Raw genomic sequence first — 16068 nt, forward strand, 5'->3', positions numbered from 1 at the left:
CGTCGACCTGCGCTGAAAGGGTGGCCGGGACCCGATCGTCATATTGGAGGCACCCCTTGTCTGAATCGACAGCCCGTAAGTTCACCCTGCTGCCCATGCTCGGCCACACCAAAGGCAAGCGCAGTGCAGTCACCTGCGCCCTGAAATGCGACAACGCCTGCTCCGGCGACGTCTGCAACACCAGCTCCAACAGCTACTTCCGCGATATCGCGTCCGCCACCATGTCCCGCCGCGCCGCCCTGGGCTTCGGCGCCGCCGGTGCGCTCGCCGTCGTACTTGGCAGCGCCGTCACCTCCGCGGAACCGGCTGTTGCCGGCGGCCCCGGCCTGGCACCCGCCGCGAAGGAAGGCTTCACCAAGTCGAAGCTGAAGTTCACGCCCATCCCTTCAATTGACGCAGCGGTGGACGCTGTCACGGTTCCGGAAGGCTTCACCTGGCAGCCCGTGATCCGCTGGGGCGACCCCATTTTCAACGGCACCCCGGACTTCGACCTGAACAACCAGACGGCAGCCGCACAGGAAAAGCAGTTTGGCTACAACAACGACTACACCGACATCCTGGAGATTCCGGGCTCAAAGGGCCGCCGCGCGGTGCTGTTCGCCAACCACGAATACACCAACGAGAACATCATGTTCCCGGCCACCATGCCGGCAGAGCAGATGCGCGCTGTGGGACAGGCTGCACACGGCCTGTCCGTCGTCGAGCTCGAGCGCAAGAACAAGAACAAGCCGTGGACCTATGTCAAGGGCGCGCCGCTGAACCGCCGTTACCTGAACAACACCGTGTACGAGCTCACCGGCCCGGCAGCGGGCTCGGCACTGGTCACGACCGCTGAGGACTCCAAAGGCCGCTTCATCAAGGGCACGCTGGGCAACTGCGCCGGCGGCACCACCCCGTGGGGCACCATCCTCTCCGGCGAGGAGAACTTCCAGGGCTACTTCGTGGGGAACGGCACGTCCGCCGGGGACAAGCGCTACGGCATCACTTCCAAGCCGACGGCCCGCAAGTGGGAGCTCGACGACCCGCGCTTCGACACCCGCACAGCCGGCTACGAAAACGAGGCCAACCGCTTCGGTTACATCGTGGAAGTTGACCCGTTCGATCCCACCTCCATGCCGAAGAAGCACTCCTCACTGGGCCGCTTCAAGCACGAGGGCGCCAACGTGATCATCGCCGAATCCGGCCACGTGGTGGCTTACTCCGGCGACGACGAGCGCTTCGACTACCTGTACAAGTTCGTCTCCAAGGACAAGTACATCGAGGGCGACCGCAAGCACAACATGACGCTGCTCTCCGCCGGCAACCTCTACGTTGCCAAGTTCACGGGCAACTCGCCTGTCGCTGAAATCGACGGCAAGGGCACAGTCCCGGCCGACGGCTCGTTCGACGGTACCGGCGAATGGCTTCCGTTGGTGGTGGACGGCGCTTCGGCTGTGAAGGGCATGTCCGTCGAGGAGGTCCTGGTGTACACCCGCCTGGCCGCCGACAAGGTTGGCCCCACCAAGATGGACCGGGCCGAGGACGTTGAGCCCAGCCTGCACACCGGCAAGGTCTACGTTGCCTGCACCAACAACTCGGACCGTGGCAAAGCCGGCAAGGAAGGCGCCACGGAGGTCAACCCGCGCAACCTGAACCGCGACGGCCACATCGTGGAAATCACTGAAACCGGCGACCAGACCTCCACGAAGTTCCAGTGGAACCTGCTGATGGTCTGCGGCGATCCGGCCCAGGGTGACGTTACCTACTTCTCCGGCTTCCCGGTGGACAAGGTTTCGCCCATCTCCTGCCCCGACAACCTCGCGTTCGACTCCGTAGGCAACCTGTGGATCTCCACCGACGGCGCCCCCTCCGGCATCGGCAAGGCCGACGGCCTGTTCAAGGTCACCCTCGAAGGCGCCGAGCGCGGCAAGGTGGAGCAGTTCCTGGCCGTGCCGCGGGACGGCGAGACCTGCGGACCCATCATCCACGACGAGGAGCGCACCGTGTTCGTCTCCGTGCAGCACCCGGGTGAGGACGGCTCGTTCGATGACCAGCACTCCTTCTTCCCGGACTACGTCGCGGAAGGCACGACGCCGGCCCGCGGCCAGGCGCGCGCGCCCCGTCCGTCAGTGGTCCAGGTGTTCCGAGGCTAGGTCCGTTCCCTCCCACCAGGACGCTCTCTCACCTTTGGCGGGTTTTCGGCCAACGCTCTCTCACTTTCTTCAGGAAAGTGAGAGAGCGTTCGGTCGTATGGCGCATCAAGTGAGAGAGCGTTTGGCTTTTGGAGGCCAAAGGTGAGAGAGCGTCCTAGTCGATCAGGCCGGCGCCGGTTATTGGAGGTGGCCGTTGCCGGCTCTGGCAGGCTCAGGCCGTGCCCGAACGGGAAAAGGGGATCGGCGGTATCGCCGGGGACGTCGGATCGGGATGCACGCACGGCATCCATCGACCGCGGGATCTCGAACGGCAGGCGCCCTTCGGGCCCGGTTCGTCCGAACAGGGCGTCCAGGAGCGCCGTGTCCGACACGCCGAACGTGCCGACCAGGGCTGAGGTGAAGCCGGTTAGGGGTGTGAGGATCGCCGGGCGGTCCAGCCGCACGTCAATGACCAGAGGTACTTTTTCGGCCAGGGTGCGGAGCCGGGAGATCAGCCCAGGAGGGAAATCCAGGCTCCCAGCATGGAAATGTTCCTCCAGGAACAGGTCGTTGCGGTGGTCCCACGGCGAGTGAAGCCGGATAACGGCAACATCCGCCTGCTCCGGGTCCTGCACCACAGTGCCGAAACCGTCGAGGCTCAGCGGGTCCACGCCCTCCACATAGACGGCAGGTGAGCCGGAAAGCGGAAGGGAGGTCCCGACGTCGGACGTTCCGTTGGTGAGCACCGTGACGGACCGGGACTGCGCACGGTGTCCTTCGCGCCGGAATTCGGCGTTCCCCACGATGGTGGCCGCGGCGTCCTCGTCCACGAACGGGTTGTCGAACAGGCCCAGCTGGAACTTCACCAGTAGCAGCCGGCGGGCGGATTCGTCCAAACGCGACTCGCTGACCAGCCCGTCCCGGACAAGGCCGATGAGCAGGTCGGTGCATTCCTCGCCGCCGAACTGGTCCACGCCGGCGTTGAGGATCTTCAGCATGCGTTCGGGCGCGGTGAGCTGTTCAACGCCCCAGGCCCGGGCCGGCAGGACTTGGTCGCCCACGATGTTGTCGTTGACCAGTTCCCAGTCGCTGAGGACCACGCCGTCGTAGCCGAGCTTGTCGCGGAGCAGGTTGGTGATGATCTGCCGGTTGTAGCCGAAGCCGACTTCCTCAACCGGTTCGCCGTCGAGTTCCACGCCCACCGGCATGCCGTAATAGGGCATGATGGCGCTGGTCTTTTCGGAGATCGCGGCCCGGAAAGGGGCCAGATGTTCGGCGAAGCGGCCGCCGGGGTAGACCTGTTCGCGGCCGTACGGGAAGTGCGCATCCTCGCCGTCGCGCTGCGGACCGCCGCCGGGGAAGTGCTTGGTGGTGCAGGCAACGCTGTCCGACCCCAGCTCATCGCCCTGGAACCCCTGGAGGTACTCGACGACGTACTTCGAGCTGAGCTCCGAGTCCTGCCCGAAGGTTCCCGCTTGCCGGCACCACCGCGGTTCGGTGGCCAGGTCAACGGTGGGGTGCAGCGCCGCGCGGATCCCGACGGCGGTGTATTCCTGCCGCGCGATCCCGGCGAAGCGGCGGATCAGTTCGGCACTGCCCACCGCGGCCAGGCCGATCGGCTCCGGCCACTGCGAAAAGTGGGCGGCCGTGAACGAGACGCCGGAGTTTTCGATGAACGCATGCCGCGGGTCCGTGGAGATGGTCACCGGAATCCCGTGCGGGGTCTGCGCGGCAAGCTCCTGCAGGGCGTTGCTCCAGCGGGCGGCTTCCCGGGCGGTGCCGAGCGCATGGACGTTGAAGTGGTTCATGAACTTGGTGAGGGTTACCGTGCTGGTGGGCGATTTGCTGATGTTGCCTGGCTGCTCAAGGAGGGTGCCGTCCGGGCCGGTTTCGATGACCGTGTGGAACATCAGCCCGGCCTTTTCCTCGAGGCTGAGGCGGGTCACCAGATCGGCGGCGCGTTCACGCGGGCTGAGGCCGGGGTTTTCGAAGGGATCCATGATCCCGTTTCCGTTGAGGTCCCGGAACTCTTTTCCGTCGGCGTTTCCGTCGGCGACGGACGTCCCGGGGCGTGCGTGATTCTGGGCTTGTGCAGTCATGGGGCTCTCTCGGGGAGGTTGGGCGGGGGAGCGGCTACTTGATGCCGGTGGCCGCGACGCCCTGGATGAAGTACTTCTGGAGGGCAACGAAGAGCAGGATGATGGGCGTGATCACTAGCACCGAGCCGGCCAGGAGCAGGCCGTAGTCCGTGGCGTTCTGGCCCGTGGAGTAGAGGGAAAGGGCCACCGGGAGGGTGTACATTTCCTCGCTCTGCGCAACAACCAGCGGCCACAGGAAGTTGTTCCAGGAACCAAGGAAGGTCAGGATGCCGAGCGTGGCCAGCGGCGGTCCGCACAGGGGCATCACAATCCGCAGGAACGTGCGCAGCTCGCCGGCGCCGTCGATCCGGGCGGCCTCGATGAGCGAATCCGGGATCCCGGCGATGAACTGCCGCATCAGGAAAACACCCATGGGCGCGGCGAGGAACGGCAGGATCAGGGCCGGGTACGTGCTGACCATTCCCAGTTTGCTGACCAGGACGAACAGCGGCACAAACGTCACCACGCCCGGGACCATCAGCATGACCATCACCAGCAGGAACAGGAAACGCTTGCCGGGGAAGTCCATCTTCGCCAGGGCATAGCCCACCATCGAGCAGAACAGCAGGTTGCCGAGCACCGTGAACACGGCCACCACAACGCTGTTCAGGAAGAACATGCCGATCTGCAGCTCGGTGAACCAGACCACGAAGTTCTCCAGCGTGGGCTGCTCCGGCCACCACGTGATGGGCCGGCGGAGGAGCTCGCCCTGGGTTTTGAACGCGCCGAGCAGCATCCAGGCAAACGGCAGCAGCGTGGCGGTGACAGCGACCAGGAGGGCCGCGTAGATCAGCGCCCGGCGCGCGGACAGCCGGGGGCCAGTACGACGGCGGCGGGCCGGGACGGGCGGCGACGCCGGCACCTGGGTGCCTCCCGCCGTCGTCCGTTCCGCTTGGGCGCGGGGGATGGTTGGTGCAGTTTCCGGGATGGTCATGTCCTCAGTCCTTGGATCGCAGGGCGCGGAATTGGATGAGGCTCAACAGCGCGATGGCCACGAAGAGCACATAGCTGGCGGCCGAGGCGAGCCCGTATTTGCCGAACCCGAACTGGTTGAACGTGAAGTAGCTGACCGAAAGGGTGGAGTCCAGCGGGCCGCCCTTGGTCATCACGAACGGCTCCTCGAAGAACTGGAGGAAGCCCACCGACAGCAGGACTGTGCCCAGGAGCAGGGTGGGGCGGAGCATGGGCAGCGTGATCTTCATGAACCGCTGCCAGGCGCTGGCACCGTCCACTTCGGCGGCCTCCAGGATGTCCGCGGGGACCGTCTGGAGTCCGGCCAGGAAGATGATCATCAGCGTGCCAAGGTTGCGCCAGACGGCGAGCAGGATCAGTGCCGGCATGGACCAGGTGGTGCTGTTGAGCCAGTCCGGGCCCGCGATGCCCACCCAGCTGAGGATGAGGTTCAGCAGGCCGTCCGGCTGAAGGATGAAGCGCCACACCACGGCTACGGCCACAATGCTGGTGACCACGGGAGTGTAGAAGCCCACGCGGAAGGCCGTGCGGAAGCGGGTGATGCCGTTGTTCAGGGCGACCGCGAGGGCCAGGGCCAGGACGGTGGTGAGGGGGATACCGGCCAGCACGAAGTAGGCCGTGTTCAGGATCGAGTGCAGGAACTGTGGATTCCGGAACAGTGCCGCGTACTGGTCAAGCCCTACGAATCCAACAGCCAGCGGGTTGTCGATGTCGCGGCTGGTGAAATCCGTGAAGGACATCAGGAACGACGACACCAGCGGACCCAGCATAAAGATGCCGAAGATCAGGACGAACGGCGCAGCGAACAGCCACGCGGTGATGGCGTTGCGGCGCCGGCGCGAGCCGCCTGCCCTGGCCTTTGCGCGGGCCGGAGGCCTGCCGGCACCCCTTGAGGTGCCGGCAGGCATCGTGTTGGTGGTGGCAGCCACTGTTACTTCCCGGTGCCGATCGAATCTGCGGCCTGCTGCAGCGACTTCAGGGCTTCGGCGGGGTCCTTGCCGGCCTTGACGATCTGTTCGATTTCGCTGTCCGCGGCTGCCGCGACCTGGGTCCAGGTGGGGACGGACGGCGGGTTGTTGGCGGACTTGAGCTGGTCTCCGAAGACGGAGAGCTTGCTGTCCGACGCAAGGGACGGGTCCTTCCAGGCGCTCTGCTGCGAGGGCAGGTCACCGGTGGCCTTGTACCACTTGAGCTGAACCTCGGGCTTGGACAGCCACTGGAGGAGCTTCCAGGACGCATCGCGGTTCTCGGACTTCTTGAAGACCACCATGTTGGAACCGCCCACGAAGGACGTTGAGGTCTTCTCCTTGGGCATCGGGGCAACCTTGTACTTGTCCTCAAAGCCTGGGCCGCCGGCCTTGTTGAGCAGGCCGACGTGCCATGGGCCGCTCATCATCATGGGGGCGGAACCGTCCACGAAGGATGCTTCGGCGGTGGTTCCGGTGGACACGGCCTTGGATGCGAGCCCGTCAGCGAAGAAGCTGGCGTAGTACTTCAGCGCCTCAGCCGCTTCCGGGGTGTCGAGGGTCCACTTGGTGCCGTCGTCGTTCATCAGCTTGGCGCCGTTGGACCACTGGAAAGGGAGGGTGTCGAGGTAGGAGCCGGCGACGCCGGCGGGCAGCTGGACTCCGTATTTTGCCCCGGACTTCTCCTTGAGTGCCGTGGCGAGGGTTTTGAAGTCATCCCAGGTTTCGGGCGCCTTGGTGATGCCCGCCTTTTCCGCGAGGTCGCTGCGGTAGTAGACCACGCGGGTGTCAACGTACCAGGGCACGCCGTAGGTGGTCCCTTCGACTTCGGTTGACTTCACCGAGCCGGGGAAGAAGTCGCTGGTGTCGATCTCCTGGGGTGTGGCGTCGAAGGAGTCGGCGAAGTCACCCATCCAGGTGGTGCCCATCTGGGCGACGTCCGGGGTGGTGCCGCCTGCGATGGCGGTCTGGTACTTGCTGAGGGCGGCGTCCCAGGGGATGGCCGTGACGTTGACCTTGACGCCGGGGTTCTCGGCCTCGAATTCCTTCAGCAGGGCGGGCAGTGCCTCGCCTTCGCTGCCCTGCGCCCACAAGGTGATGGTGCCCGACGGCGGCCCGGAGGCAATGGCTTCGGCCGGAGACGATGCGGCGGGGCCGGCAGAGTCCCTGCCGCAGGCGGTTAGGAGCAGGGCGGCGGCGATGCCGACGGCTGCTGCCTTCTTAGCATTCGGATGGATCATCATTGTTCCTTTCGTGGTTCCGCGGGCCGGCAGGTGGCACGGCGCGGAGGGAGCAGGAGAGGTGGAGCCATCCCGCCAGAAACTATCTAAGCGCTTTGATTCGATTCGTAAGGTCAATCTAAGCGCATTGAATGTGATGTTGGCAACAGCTGGCGCTAAGTTTTTTGAACGACCCGGCGCGAAGGGACACTTGAGGCCCGGCGTCGTGCGGTGGCCGTAAGCCTGACCCGTGTGCCTAGACCGGCTGGCAGCCGCAGCTTTCGCGCAGCACCACGCGCACGGGCAGTTTCAGATCCGCCGGGGGCTTCTCCGGGCGGTCCAGCCTGTCCAGGAGCAGCTCCACCATGGTCCGGCCCATCCGTTCCATGGGCTGCCGCACTGTGGTGAGCGAAGGCCGGATGACCCGCCCTGCGGCGATGCCGTCGAAGCCGGTCACGGCCACGTGTTTCGGCACATTAACGCCGCACGCGGCCAGCACATCCATAACAACCAGCGCATCCTGGTCGGTGGCGCAGACAAAGGCCTGCGGCAGGGAGCCCTGCTGGCAGATGGTCCGGACAGTTTCCGCGACGGCGAACTCGCCGCCGGCGGGATACCGGGGCTCGTGCCGCATCTTCACGCCCGCAGCGGCGAGGGCGCTCCGGAATGCCTCGAGCCGTTCGTCGTTGTCGGAGGACGGCATGGCGCCGATGAACATCAGCTCGGTCAGTCCATGCACATTGATCAAGTGCTCGGTGATTGCACGCGCTCCGGAAGCGTTGTCCACGGTCACATGGTCCATACCCCGGTTACGCAGGCTCTCCGAGACCTCCACCACGGGGATGCGGCGGGCTATGCGGGCCAGGGCCTCGACAGGAACCGAGCGCGGGAACACGGCCAGCCCGTCGACCCTGCCGGCGATGTCAGACAGCACCGCTTCGTTGTTCGCGGGATTGCCGCCGCCAACCAGCAGCGCCTGCCCCCGGCGCCAGCACTCCAGTTCGACACCGCGCTGCACCTCATCCACGTATAGGGGGAATAGGCGGAGGTTCCCCTCCTCACTGTCTCCGTCCAAAGGGTCGCCGCCCTCAGGGTCCGCGCCCGCGGCCGGCTCCTGCGGGATCCCGCCTGACAGCCCACCCTGCGCGCCGGCCAGTCCGCCCGGCCCGCCCGGCAGCCCACCCTGCATACCGGGCCCACCCTGCACGCCGGGGCCTCCCGACGGATCCAACAGGTAGTCGTAGGCGAACAGGCCCAGGGCGCCGGTCCTGCCGCGTGCGAGTCCGCGGGCGCTGGCACTGGGCACGTAGCCCAGTTCGTCGGCGGCAGCGAGCACCAGTTCGCGGGTAGACGCCTTGACCTTCTCCGGCTGCCGGAAGGTAAACGAGACGGTTGCAATGGAGACGCCCGCGCGTTCGGCGACGTGGTAAACAGTGGGGCCCTTTGCCATGTGATTCTCCTTCTGGTCCGAGTCTATGCGCTTAGTACCTGCGCGCGGGAGTCCCGGGACAGGCAGGCGTCCTCAGGATGGCAAACTGGTTCGGTGACTTCCCTGAACTCCCTCGCCGCCGCGCGGATCGCCGTCGACGCCCTGATCGACGGTGGTGTCCAGTACGTGGTGGTCTCGCCGGGATCGCGTTCCGCCCCCATGGCCTACGCCCTGGCCGAGGCCGAAGCGGCCGGCCGCGTGGACCTGCTGGTCCGCATCGACGAACGTTCCGCCGGCTTCACGGCCCTTGGCCTGGCCCTGTCCACCGGCTCCCCGGCGGCCGTCCTCACCACCTCAGGCACCGCCGTCGGGAATCTCATGCCCGCCGTGATGGAGGCCAACCACGCCGCCGTCCCGCTGGTGGTGGTGTCAGCGGACCGGCCCGAAGAGCTGCAAGGGACCGGTGCCAACCAGACCACCATCCAGCTGGACCTGTTCGGCGAGCACGTGCGCTTCGCCGCCGACGTCCCGGCCGGCAGCAACCCGCTGCGCGCGGTGGAAACGGCGCTGGCCGCGGCCACCGGAGCGTTTTCCGACCTCGCACCCGGGCCCGTCCAGCTGAACTTGGCGTTCCGCGACCCGCTGGTTCCCGCACCGGGGGAGGGGCTTCCGACGGCGGCCGGGCATCCCAGGTTCCGGATCGGCACTGACCCGCTCACCATGAACCTGCCGCCCGCCCCTGCCTCGCTGGAGGAAAGGCGCACCGTGGTGCTGGCAGGGCACGACGCCGGGCCGGTCGCCGAAGCGTTCGCCCGCGCTCACGGCCTGCCGCTGCTCGCGGAGCCATCCTCAAACGCCCGGTTCGGCCCCAATGCCGTGGGCCCGTACCGGCTGTTGCTGGAACACTTCGGAGCGTCGTCCGCGCTGCCTATCGAACGGGTGGTGATGTTCGGCCGGCCCACGCTGTCCCGTCCGGTTGCCGCGGTGTTGGAGCGTGCCGACGTGCCGTCCGCGCTGTACCAGCCGGTTCCCGTGGCCTGGTACCAGCCGGGCCGGCGCACGGAACTTCCGCTGGAGAAGCTGGCCGATCTCGCCGATTTCGCCGGCCGTGGCGCGTCCGAGTGGCTGGATGCCTGGCTGCTGGCCGGGGCCGCCGCGCAGCACGCGCTCGACGGCGTCCTGGCGGCCGAGCCCGCCGCGACCGGACCGTCCGTGGGCGCTCAGGTCTGGCAGCACGCCCGCGGCCAGTTGATGCTGGGCTCCTCCAACGGCATCCGCGACGTTGACCTGGCCGGCCTCCCCGCCGCCGAGCCGGCGGCCACGGTGTACGCCAACCGCGGCCTCGCCGGGATCGACGGCACCATCTCCACCGCCACCGGAATCGCCCTCGGCGGCCGCCAGGGAACCACGCTGCTGCTGGGTGACGTCACCTTCCTGCACGATGCCGGCGGCCTGCTCCTGGGGTCCGGCGAACCTGGGCCGGACCTGCGGATCGTGGTGCTGAACGACGCCGGCGGGGCCATCTTTGATCTGCTGGAGCACGGGGCGGTCCGTGAATCCGGACACTACACGGACGCCGTCGAGCGTCTCTTCGGCACCCCCCACAGCGTGGACATCGCGGCACTCGCGGCGGCGTACGGCGTCGGGCATTGCTCGGTAAGTACGACGGCGGGACTCGCCGAGGCGCTCGCCGCACCGCTGACGGGGCGCAGCATCATCGAAGTCCGCACGGACCGTGTTGGCCTCCGCGCCCTCCACGCCCGCATCAAGGCCGCCGTTTCCGCCGTCGTTTCCGCCGCCGGAGCGTAGGATCCCGCTCGCGGCTGGCTGACGCGCGGAAGACCCTATGACGCGCAAATGCCCTGCCGCTACCGGTATTTCGGTGGCGACAGGGCATATGCGCGTCGACAGGCAGGCAGCGCGTCGAAAGCGGCTAGTCTTCGATCTCGATGTGCGTCGGGTCCAGGACTCGGCGCAGGAACTCCTTGGTGCGGGCCTGGGTGGGTGCGGAAATGACCTGCTCGGCCACGCCTTCCTCCACCACCACGCCGCCATCCATAAACACCACGCGGTCGGCAACTTCGCGGGCGAAGCCCATCTCGTGGGTCACCACCAGCATGGTCATGCCCTCCTTGGCGAGGTTCCGCATCACCGAGAGGACATCGCCCACGGTCTCGGGGTCCAGCGCGGAAGTGGGCTCGTCAAAGAGCATCAGCTCGGGGTTCATGCTGAGCGCCCGGGCAATCGCAACGCGCTGCTGCTGGCCGCCGGAAAGCTGGTCCGGGAAACGGTCGGACAGGTGCCCCAGGCCCACACGGTCCAGGTTGTGCTGGGCCACCTGATCGGCCTCTTCCTGGGACCGCTTCAGGACCTTCGTCTGCGCGATGGTGCAGTTCCGCTTGGCATCCAGGTGCGGGAACAGGTTGAACTGCTGGAACACCATGCCCACCTTGCGGCGCATCTTATCGATGTCCACGTCGGGGTCGGTAGCTTCGAAGCCGCCCACGTGGATGGCGCCCTCGTTGGGCTGCTCCAGGAGGTTGACGCAGCGCAGGAGGGTGGATTTGCCGGAGCCGGACGGGCCGATCAGGCACACGACTTCGCCGGGGGCAACGTCCAGGCTGATGCCCTTGAGGACCTCGTTGCTGCCGTAGGACTTGCGGAGGTCCTTGATGGACACGCCGGCCGCGTTGATGGTGCCGGTGTTGCCGGCGGAGGAATTTACGACGTCGTTCATGGCTTCCCTGCCTATCGCTTGGTCCGCGCGGAGCGGCTTTCGAACTTCCGGGCCAGGAGGCTCAGCGGGATGGTGATGACCAGGTAGAAGGCGCCGGCTACGAGGAGCGGCGTCAGGCCTGCGCCCAGGCTGGAGATGCCGTCGCGGCCGAACTTGGTGAGCTCGTACTGCGAGGCGGTCAGGCCGAGCACGTAGATCAGCGAGGAATCCTTGGTCAGCAGGATGACCTCGTTGGTCAGCGGCGGCAGGACGATCTTGAATGCCTGCGGGATCACGATGGACACCATGGCCCGCCACTGCGGCATGCCCAGCGAGCGGGCTGCTTCCAACTGGCCCTTGGGCACAGCCTGCAGGCCGGCGCGGAGGGTTTCGGCGATATATGCCGAGGCCACCATACCCAGCGAGATCATGACCACGAGGGTGACGTTCCACTGGACGCCAAACGCGAGAGGGACACCGTAGCCGAACGCGATAAACACCAGCAGCGCCGGGATGCCGCGGAAGAACTCGATGTAGCCGGTGGCGATCCAGCGGTACAGCGGGAAGCTGGACAGCTTCATCAGGGCCAGCAGCAGGCCGCCGGAGAGGCCCACGACGAAGCCGAGGAACGTGTAGACCAGGGTGTTCTTAAGGCCCACCAGGATGATGTCCGGGAACATCGGGCCGATCTTGCCGAAGTTGAAGACACTGGTGCCGACGGTCTTCCAGTCGGTGGCCAGGACCAGCGCGGCCACGGCCACAACGAAGATGCCGATCTGGACATACAGGCTCACTTTGGCCCGTTGACGTGCGGTCATTGCCATGGGGTGCTCACATTCATTTGCGTGGCTGAGGCCCCGGACGGGCTGCAGCGCAGTCCGTGCGGGGCCCCAGCGGCGTGGTTCTCAGGGCTGTGAAGGTCAGTCCGGGGTGCCGGCTACTTGGCGGTCTCGCCGAACCAGGTGGTTTCGAACTTCTTCAGGCTGCCGTCGTCGGTCAGGCGCTTAAGGGTTCCGGTGACCTTCTCGGCCATGGCGGTGTTGCCCTTCTTGATGGAGATGCCCAGCTTCTCGCCCGTAGCGTAGTCATCCACACGTTCGAACTTGGGGTCATCCTTGATGGCGTAGGCCAGGATTGACTGGTTGCCCAGGGCCGCGTCGATGGTGCCGGCCTGGAGAGCCTGGACCAGGAGGCCGCTGTCCTCGAACTGCTGGGCGTCGATGCCGTTCTCCGCCGCGTACTTTGCGCCGGTGGTGGCCTGCTGGACACCCACCTTCTTGCCCTTGGCGCTGTTGATGTCCGTGATCCCGGACGCCGTGGTGGCCACGAGGGTGAGGTCATCGTCCATGTACGGGTTGGAGAAGTCCATGACCGACTTGCGGACATCCGTGATGGAAATCGAGGAGATGGAGACGTCGCAGCCGGTGAGGGCTGTTCCGGTCTCGATGGCCTCGAAGGAGCTGTCCACGATGCTGAGGTCCGCGTTGAGGTCCTTGGCTACTTCATTGGCGATGTCGATGTCGAAGCCAACGATCTTGCCGTCCTTCTGGAATTCGAAGGGCTCGTAGGGGACGTCTGAGCAGACCGTGAGCTTGCCGGCGTTGATGAGCTGGATGCCGCCCTCGGACGCTGCCGGGGTGGTGCTGCCGCCGCAGGCAGTGAGGGTGAGTGCGCCGGCGGCCAGGATTGCTGCTGCCTTGGCAGCGAACTTGGCCTGGGCCAGGGACTTGAGCTGCATGTTCTTTACCTTTTGTTGCAGGGGTAGGCGGTACTAAATCGGTTCATAGTGTAGCGCCGAATGAGAGATGTGCATCACATGAAACTTAGTTTTACTATTGGATAACTAAATCACAGCCTAAATCAAGACCCGGGAGGCCGCCCGTGACTGGAATTCCGGACACGCCGCCCATGTAAGTAGCGCTAACTGTCGTTTTGGACGCTCAAAACGACAGTTAGCGCTACCTAGTTGGAAATCCCCAGTGACTCCAGCATCGGCCGGAACTTCGCCCACGTCTCCGCCAGCTCGGCCTCCGGTTGGGAGCCATCCACTATGCCGCAACCGGCATATAACCGTACGGTATGCGGATCCTCAATCACGGCGCCCCGCAGGGCGATGCCCCATTCGCCATTGCCGGCAGCGTCGAGCCAGCCCACCGGCCCCGCGTACGGGCCACGGTCCAGGTGCTCAAGCTTGCGGATCAGGGCGCCGGCCACCAGCGTGGGCGTGCCACAGACCGCGGCCGTGGGATGCAGCGCATTGATCAGCGCGAGGCACGTGGGCACGTGGCCCTCCACTTCGGCGAGCTCCGCTTTTACGTCCGACGCCAGGTGCCATACGTTCGGCAGCTCCAGGATGAACGGCTCGTCGTGCGCGTTCATGGCCTCGGAAAACGGTGCCAGCTGCGACGTCAGCGACTGGATCGCGATCTCGTGCTCATGCCGCTGCTTCTCCGACCCGGCAAGCACCCGCTCGGCGTAATCCATGGGAATCCCGGACTCGCCGTGCGCATCGCGGCGGTCCAGCGTCCCGGCCAGCACGCGCGCCTGGGCAGTGCGGCCCTCCACCTGGATCAGCATCTCCGGGGTGGCGCCCACGAGCCCGTCCACGCCATACGTCCAGCATTCGCGGTACCGCACGGCGAGCTCGCGCAACACCTGCGCGGCGTTCACGCCCGACGGCACCGTGGCCACAATGTCCCGCGCCAGCACCAGTTTCTCCAGCGCACCGGTCCGGATCTCCGCCACGCCGGCGGCGACGGCGGCCATCCAGTCTTCCTCGCTGAGCGAACCGGTGTGCAGTGTGGCCCCGTCGGCGGAAGGCAAAGGACGCACGACGGCGCCGGCCGGCTCGGCGGGGACATCACCGGCGGTGCTGCCACCGCTCAGCCAGCCGGCCAGGGCGGCGAGGGCGCCCGCCTCGGTGAGTTCGCCGTCGTCGACCGTCAACTGGGTGAGCCAGTACCGGCCGTCGCGGACGCCCACCACGATCTCCGGCACAATCAGCCGCGATACATGGGTGGACTTCTTGGAAAACGCGAACGATCCGAAAGCCACCGGGCCGGTGCCGGGCAGCTCCACCGAGTCGGTGATGTCCGCTTCGAGGACCAGGTGGCGCCACCAGATATCCGCTTCGAGAAAACGCTCCGGGCCGGTGGCGGTGAAGCGGGCGATCTCGCCGAAGCCCACCAGGCCGGCTTCGCGGCGGGTCCAGCAGAGGACGTCGTCCCGGACCAGGAACTGCGGCAGTCCGCCGGCGGACGCGGTGCCATCCAGGGGGACGGTGAGGGTGCGGAACGTGCTCGTCATGATGAGACAACACTACTCCCGCGCGTGTCAGACCCGGGCCGGCCGTCCCGTGCGTCGCTCGGGGACGGCAGGGGCGGAGAACAGGTCCGGCCGTGCGGCGCGCATGCTCGCGACGTCGTCCAGGACCTGGGCGGTGTCCTCGCGGCCGTGCGCCGCGGCGGCACCGTGGTCCAGGTGGGCAACCTGCCGGCCGGGCCCGTGACGGCCGAGCTCGCCGCACTCGTTTTCCGGGAGATCGATTACCGCGGGACCTTCCGCTTCGCGAACGAGCTGGATGACGCCCTCGCGTACCTGGCGGACGGGCTGGACGTTGAGCCGCTGCTGACGCACACGTTCGACGCCGGTGACGTGGCCGAGGCGTTTGCCGTGGCTTCGGACCGGGGCACGGGCTCGTCGAAAGTCCTTCTCAAGTTTGTCTGAGACAATTGCATGGTGAACCGAGCATCCTTGGAAAAGCGTCCGGACGAAGTAGCCACGATGTTTGACGACGTCGCACCTAAGTACGACGTCGTCAACGATGTCCTCTCCATGGGGCAAACCCGCCGCTGGCGCAGGATCGTGGTGGACGCCATGGACATGAAACGGGGCCAGCGGGTGCTGGACCTGGCCGCGGGAACCGGCACCTCCAGCGAGCCATATGCCGATGCAGGCATAGATGTCATCGCCTGCGATTTCTCCCTCGGCATGCTCAAGGTTGGCAAGCGCCGCCGCCCGGACATCAACTTTGTTGCCGGCGACGCCACCAATCTGCCGTTCGCGGACAACAGCTTCGACGCCAGCACCATTTCGTTCGGGCTGCGCAATGTCAACGAGCCCAAGAAGGCGCTGGCCGAGATGCTCCGCGTCACCAAGCCCGGCGGCAAGCTGGTCATCGCCGAGTTCTCCCAGCCCGTGGTGCCGCTGTGGCGCACCATGTATACGGAATACCTCATGCGCGCCCTGCCGGCCATCGCCGTGAAGGTGGCCTCCAACCCGGACGCCTATGTCTACCTCGCCGAGTCCATCCGCGCCTGGCCGGATCAGGACCACCTGGCCGCCTGGCTGCAGGAATCCGGCTGGGAAAAGGTCACATACCGCAACCTGACCGGCGGGATCGTGGCCGTGCACCGTGCCACCAAGCCGCTGGAATCAACGCCGGAGGGCGCAGCGGAGGCCATCGCCGCACACAAGGGCCCCGTGGCCAAACTCCGACGAAACATCCAGCGCTGACC

The 16068-nt window shown here is 66.4% G+C and carries 13 protein-coding genes; 4 read left to right on the forward strand and 9 right to left on the reverse strand.

Annotated elements, in window-relative coordinates; all coding sequences use genetic code 11:
- Positions 1-56 precede the first annotated feature (56 nt).
- Entirely contained in the window at positions 57-2132 is a 2076-nt protein-coding gene (locus ACX80M_RS00375) for a PhoX family protein (RefSeq protein WP_252598548.1), read from the forward strand.
- Here the strand turns inward: ACX80M_RS00375 and ACX80M_RS00380 are convergent.
- The 5 genes from ACX80M_RS00380 to ACX80M_RS00400 form a co-directional block, all read right to left on the reverse strand.
- Positions 2129-4210: a glycoside hydrolase family 3 protein gene (locus ACX80M_RS00380; protein ID WP_459308258.1), complete on the reverse strand. Its 2082-nt coding sequence runs from the start codon at positions 4208-4210 to the stop codon at positions 2129-2131. The two genes, ACX80M_RS00375 and ACX80M_RS00380, sit on opposite strands and share 4 nt — an antisense overlap.
- A gap of 34 nt (positions 4211-4244) precedes the next feature.
- Entirely contained in the window at positions 4245-5183 is a 939-nt protein-coding gene (locus ACX80M_RS00385) for a carbohydrate ABC transporter permease (protein ID WP_252613830.1), read from the reverse strand.
- Between the two features lie 4 nt (positions 5184-5187).
- Positions 5188-6129: a carbohydrate ABC transporter permease gene (locus ACX80M_RS00390; RefSeq protein WP_256470811.1), complete on the reverse strand. Its 942-nt coding sequence runs from the start codon at positions 6127-6129 to the stop codon at positions 5188-5190.
- Positions 6130-6152: 23 nt separating this feature from the next.
- Positions 6153-7427 (reverse strand): sugar ABC transporter substrate-binding protein, encoded by a 1275-nt coding sequence (locus ACX80M_RS00395; RefSeq protein WP_252598544.1) that lies wholly within the window; start codon positions 7425-7427, stop codon positions 6153-6155.
- A gap of 235 nt (positions 7428-7662) precedes the next feature.
- On the reverse strand, positions 7663-8856 hold the full coding sequence (locus ACX80M_RS00400) for a LacI family DNA-binding transcriptional regulator (RefSeq protein WP_252613832.1): 1194 nt from the start codon (positions 8854-8856) through the stop codon (positions 7663-7665).
- 93 nt (positions 8857-8949) lie between these two features.
- On the opposite strand from ACX80M_RS00400, the gene menD reads away from it, so the two are divergent.
- Positions 8950-10644, forward strand: a complete 1695-nt coding sequence (gene menD, locus ACX80M_RS00405; RefSeq protein WP_459308261.1) for a 2-succinyl-5-enolpyruvyl-6-hydroxy-3-cyclohexene-1-carboxylic-acid synthase — start codon at positions 8950-8952, stop codon at positions 10642-10644.
- Between the two features lie 124 nt (positions 10645-10768).
- Here menD and ACX80M_RS00410 read toward each other — a convergent pair whose 3' ends face one another.
- The 4 genes from ACX80M_RS00410 to ACX80M_RS00425 form a co-directional block, all read right to left on the reverse strand.
- On the reverse strand, positions 10769-11572 hold the full coding sequence (locus ACX80M_RS00410; protein WP_252608374.1) for an amino acid ABC transporter ATP-binding protein: 804 nt from the start codon (positions 11570-11572) through the stop codon (positions 10769-10771).
- A gap of 11 nt (positions 11573-11583) precedes the next feature.
- On the reverse strand, positions 11584-12375 hold the full coding sequence (locus tag ACX80M_RS00415; protein WP_252598540.1) for an amino acid ABC transporter permease: 792 nt from the start codon (positions 12373-12375) through the stop codon (positions 11584-11586).
- 113 nt (positions 12376-12488) lie between these two features.
- On the reverse strand, positions 12489-13289 hold the full coding sequence (locus ACX80M_RS00420; protein ID WP_252608377.1) for an ABC transporter substrate-binding protein: 801 nt from the start codon (positions 13287-13289) through the stop codon (positions 12489-12491).
- Positions 13290-13513: 224 nt separating this feature from the next.
- Complete coding sequence (locus tag ACX80M_RS00425) at positions 13514-14857, reverse strand: isochorismate synthase (protein WP_252598538.1); 1344 nt, start codon at positions 14855-14857, stop codon at positions 13514-13516.
- 24 nt (positions 14858-14881) lie between these two features.
- On the opposite strand from ACX80M_RS00425, the gene ACX80M_RS00430 reads away from it, so the two are divergent.
- Both ACX80M_RS00430 and ACX80M_RS00435 read left to right on the forward strand, forming a co-directional pair.
- Positions 14882-15277 (forward strand): hypothetical protein, encoded by a 396-nt coding sequence (locus ACX80M_RS00430; protein ID WP_459308264.1) that lies wholly within the window; start codon positions 14882-14884, stop codon positions 15275-15277.
- 12 nt (positions 15278-15289) lie between these two features.
- Positions 15290-16066, forward strand: coding sequence for a demethylmenaquinone methyltransferase (locus ACX80M_RS00435; protein WP_246848588.1), 777 nt, complete (start codon positions 15290-15292; stop codon positions 16064-16066).
- The last annotated feature ends 2 nt before the right edge of the window (positions 16067-16068 follow it).

The organism is Pseudarthrobacter sp. MDT1-22 (genome assembly GCF_054511035.1).

Bases quoted from the DNA above. Each gene is read 5' to 3' on its own strand.
- ACX80M_RS00385 (WP_252613830.1), bottom strand. From the start codon at position 5,183: ATGACCATCCCGGAAACTGCACCAACCATCCCCCGCGCCCAAGCGGAA.
- ACX80M_RS00425 (WP_252598538.1), bottom strand. From the start codon at position 14,857: ATGACGAGCACGTTCCGCACCCTCACCGTCCCCCTGGATGGCACCGCG.
- ACX80M_RS00415 (WP_252598540.1), bottom strand. From the start codon at position 12,375: ATGGCAATGACCGCACGTCAACGGGCCAAAGTGAGCCTGTATGTCCAG.
- ACX80M_RS00390 (WP_256470811.1), bottom strand. From the start codon at position 6,129: ATGCCTGCCGGCACCTCAAGGGGTGCCGGCAGGCCTCCGGCCCGCGCA.
- ACX80M_RS00420 (WP_252608377.1), bottom strand. From the start codon at position 13,289: ATGCAGCTCAAGTCCCTGGCCCAGGCCAAGTTCGCTGCCAAGGCAGCA.
- ACX80M_RS00400 (WP_252613832.1), bottom strand. From the start codon at position 8,856: ATGGCAAAGGGCCCCACTGTTTACCACGTCGCCGAACGCGCGGGCGTC.
- ACX80M_RS00410 (WP_252608374.1), bottom strand. From the start codon at position 11,572: ATGAACGACGTCGTAAATTCCTCCGCCGGCAACACCGGCACCATCAAC.
- ACX80M_RS00395 (WP_252598544.1), bottom strand. From the start codon at position 7,427: ATGATCCATCCGAATGCTAAGAAGGCAGCAGCCGTCGGCATCGCCGCC.
- ACX80M_RS00380 (WP_459308258.1), bottom strand. From the start codon at position 4,210: ATGACTGCACAAGCCCAGAATCACGCACGCCCCGGGACGTCCGTCGCC.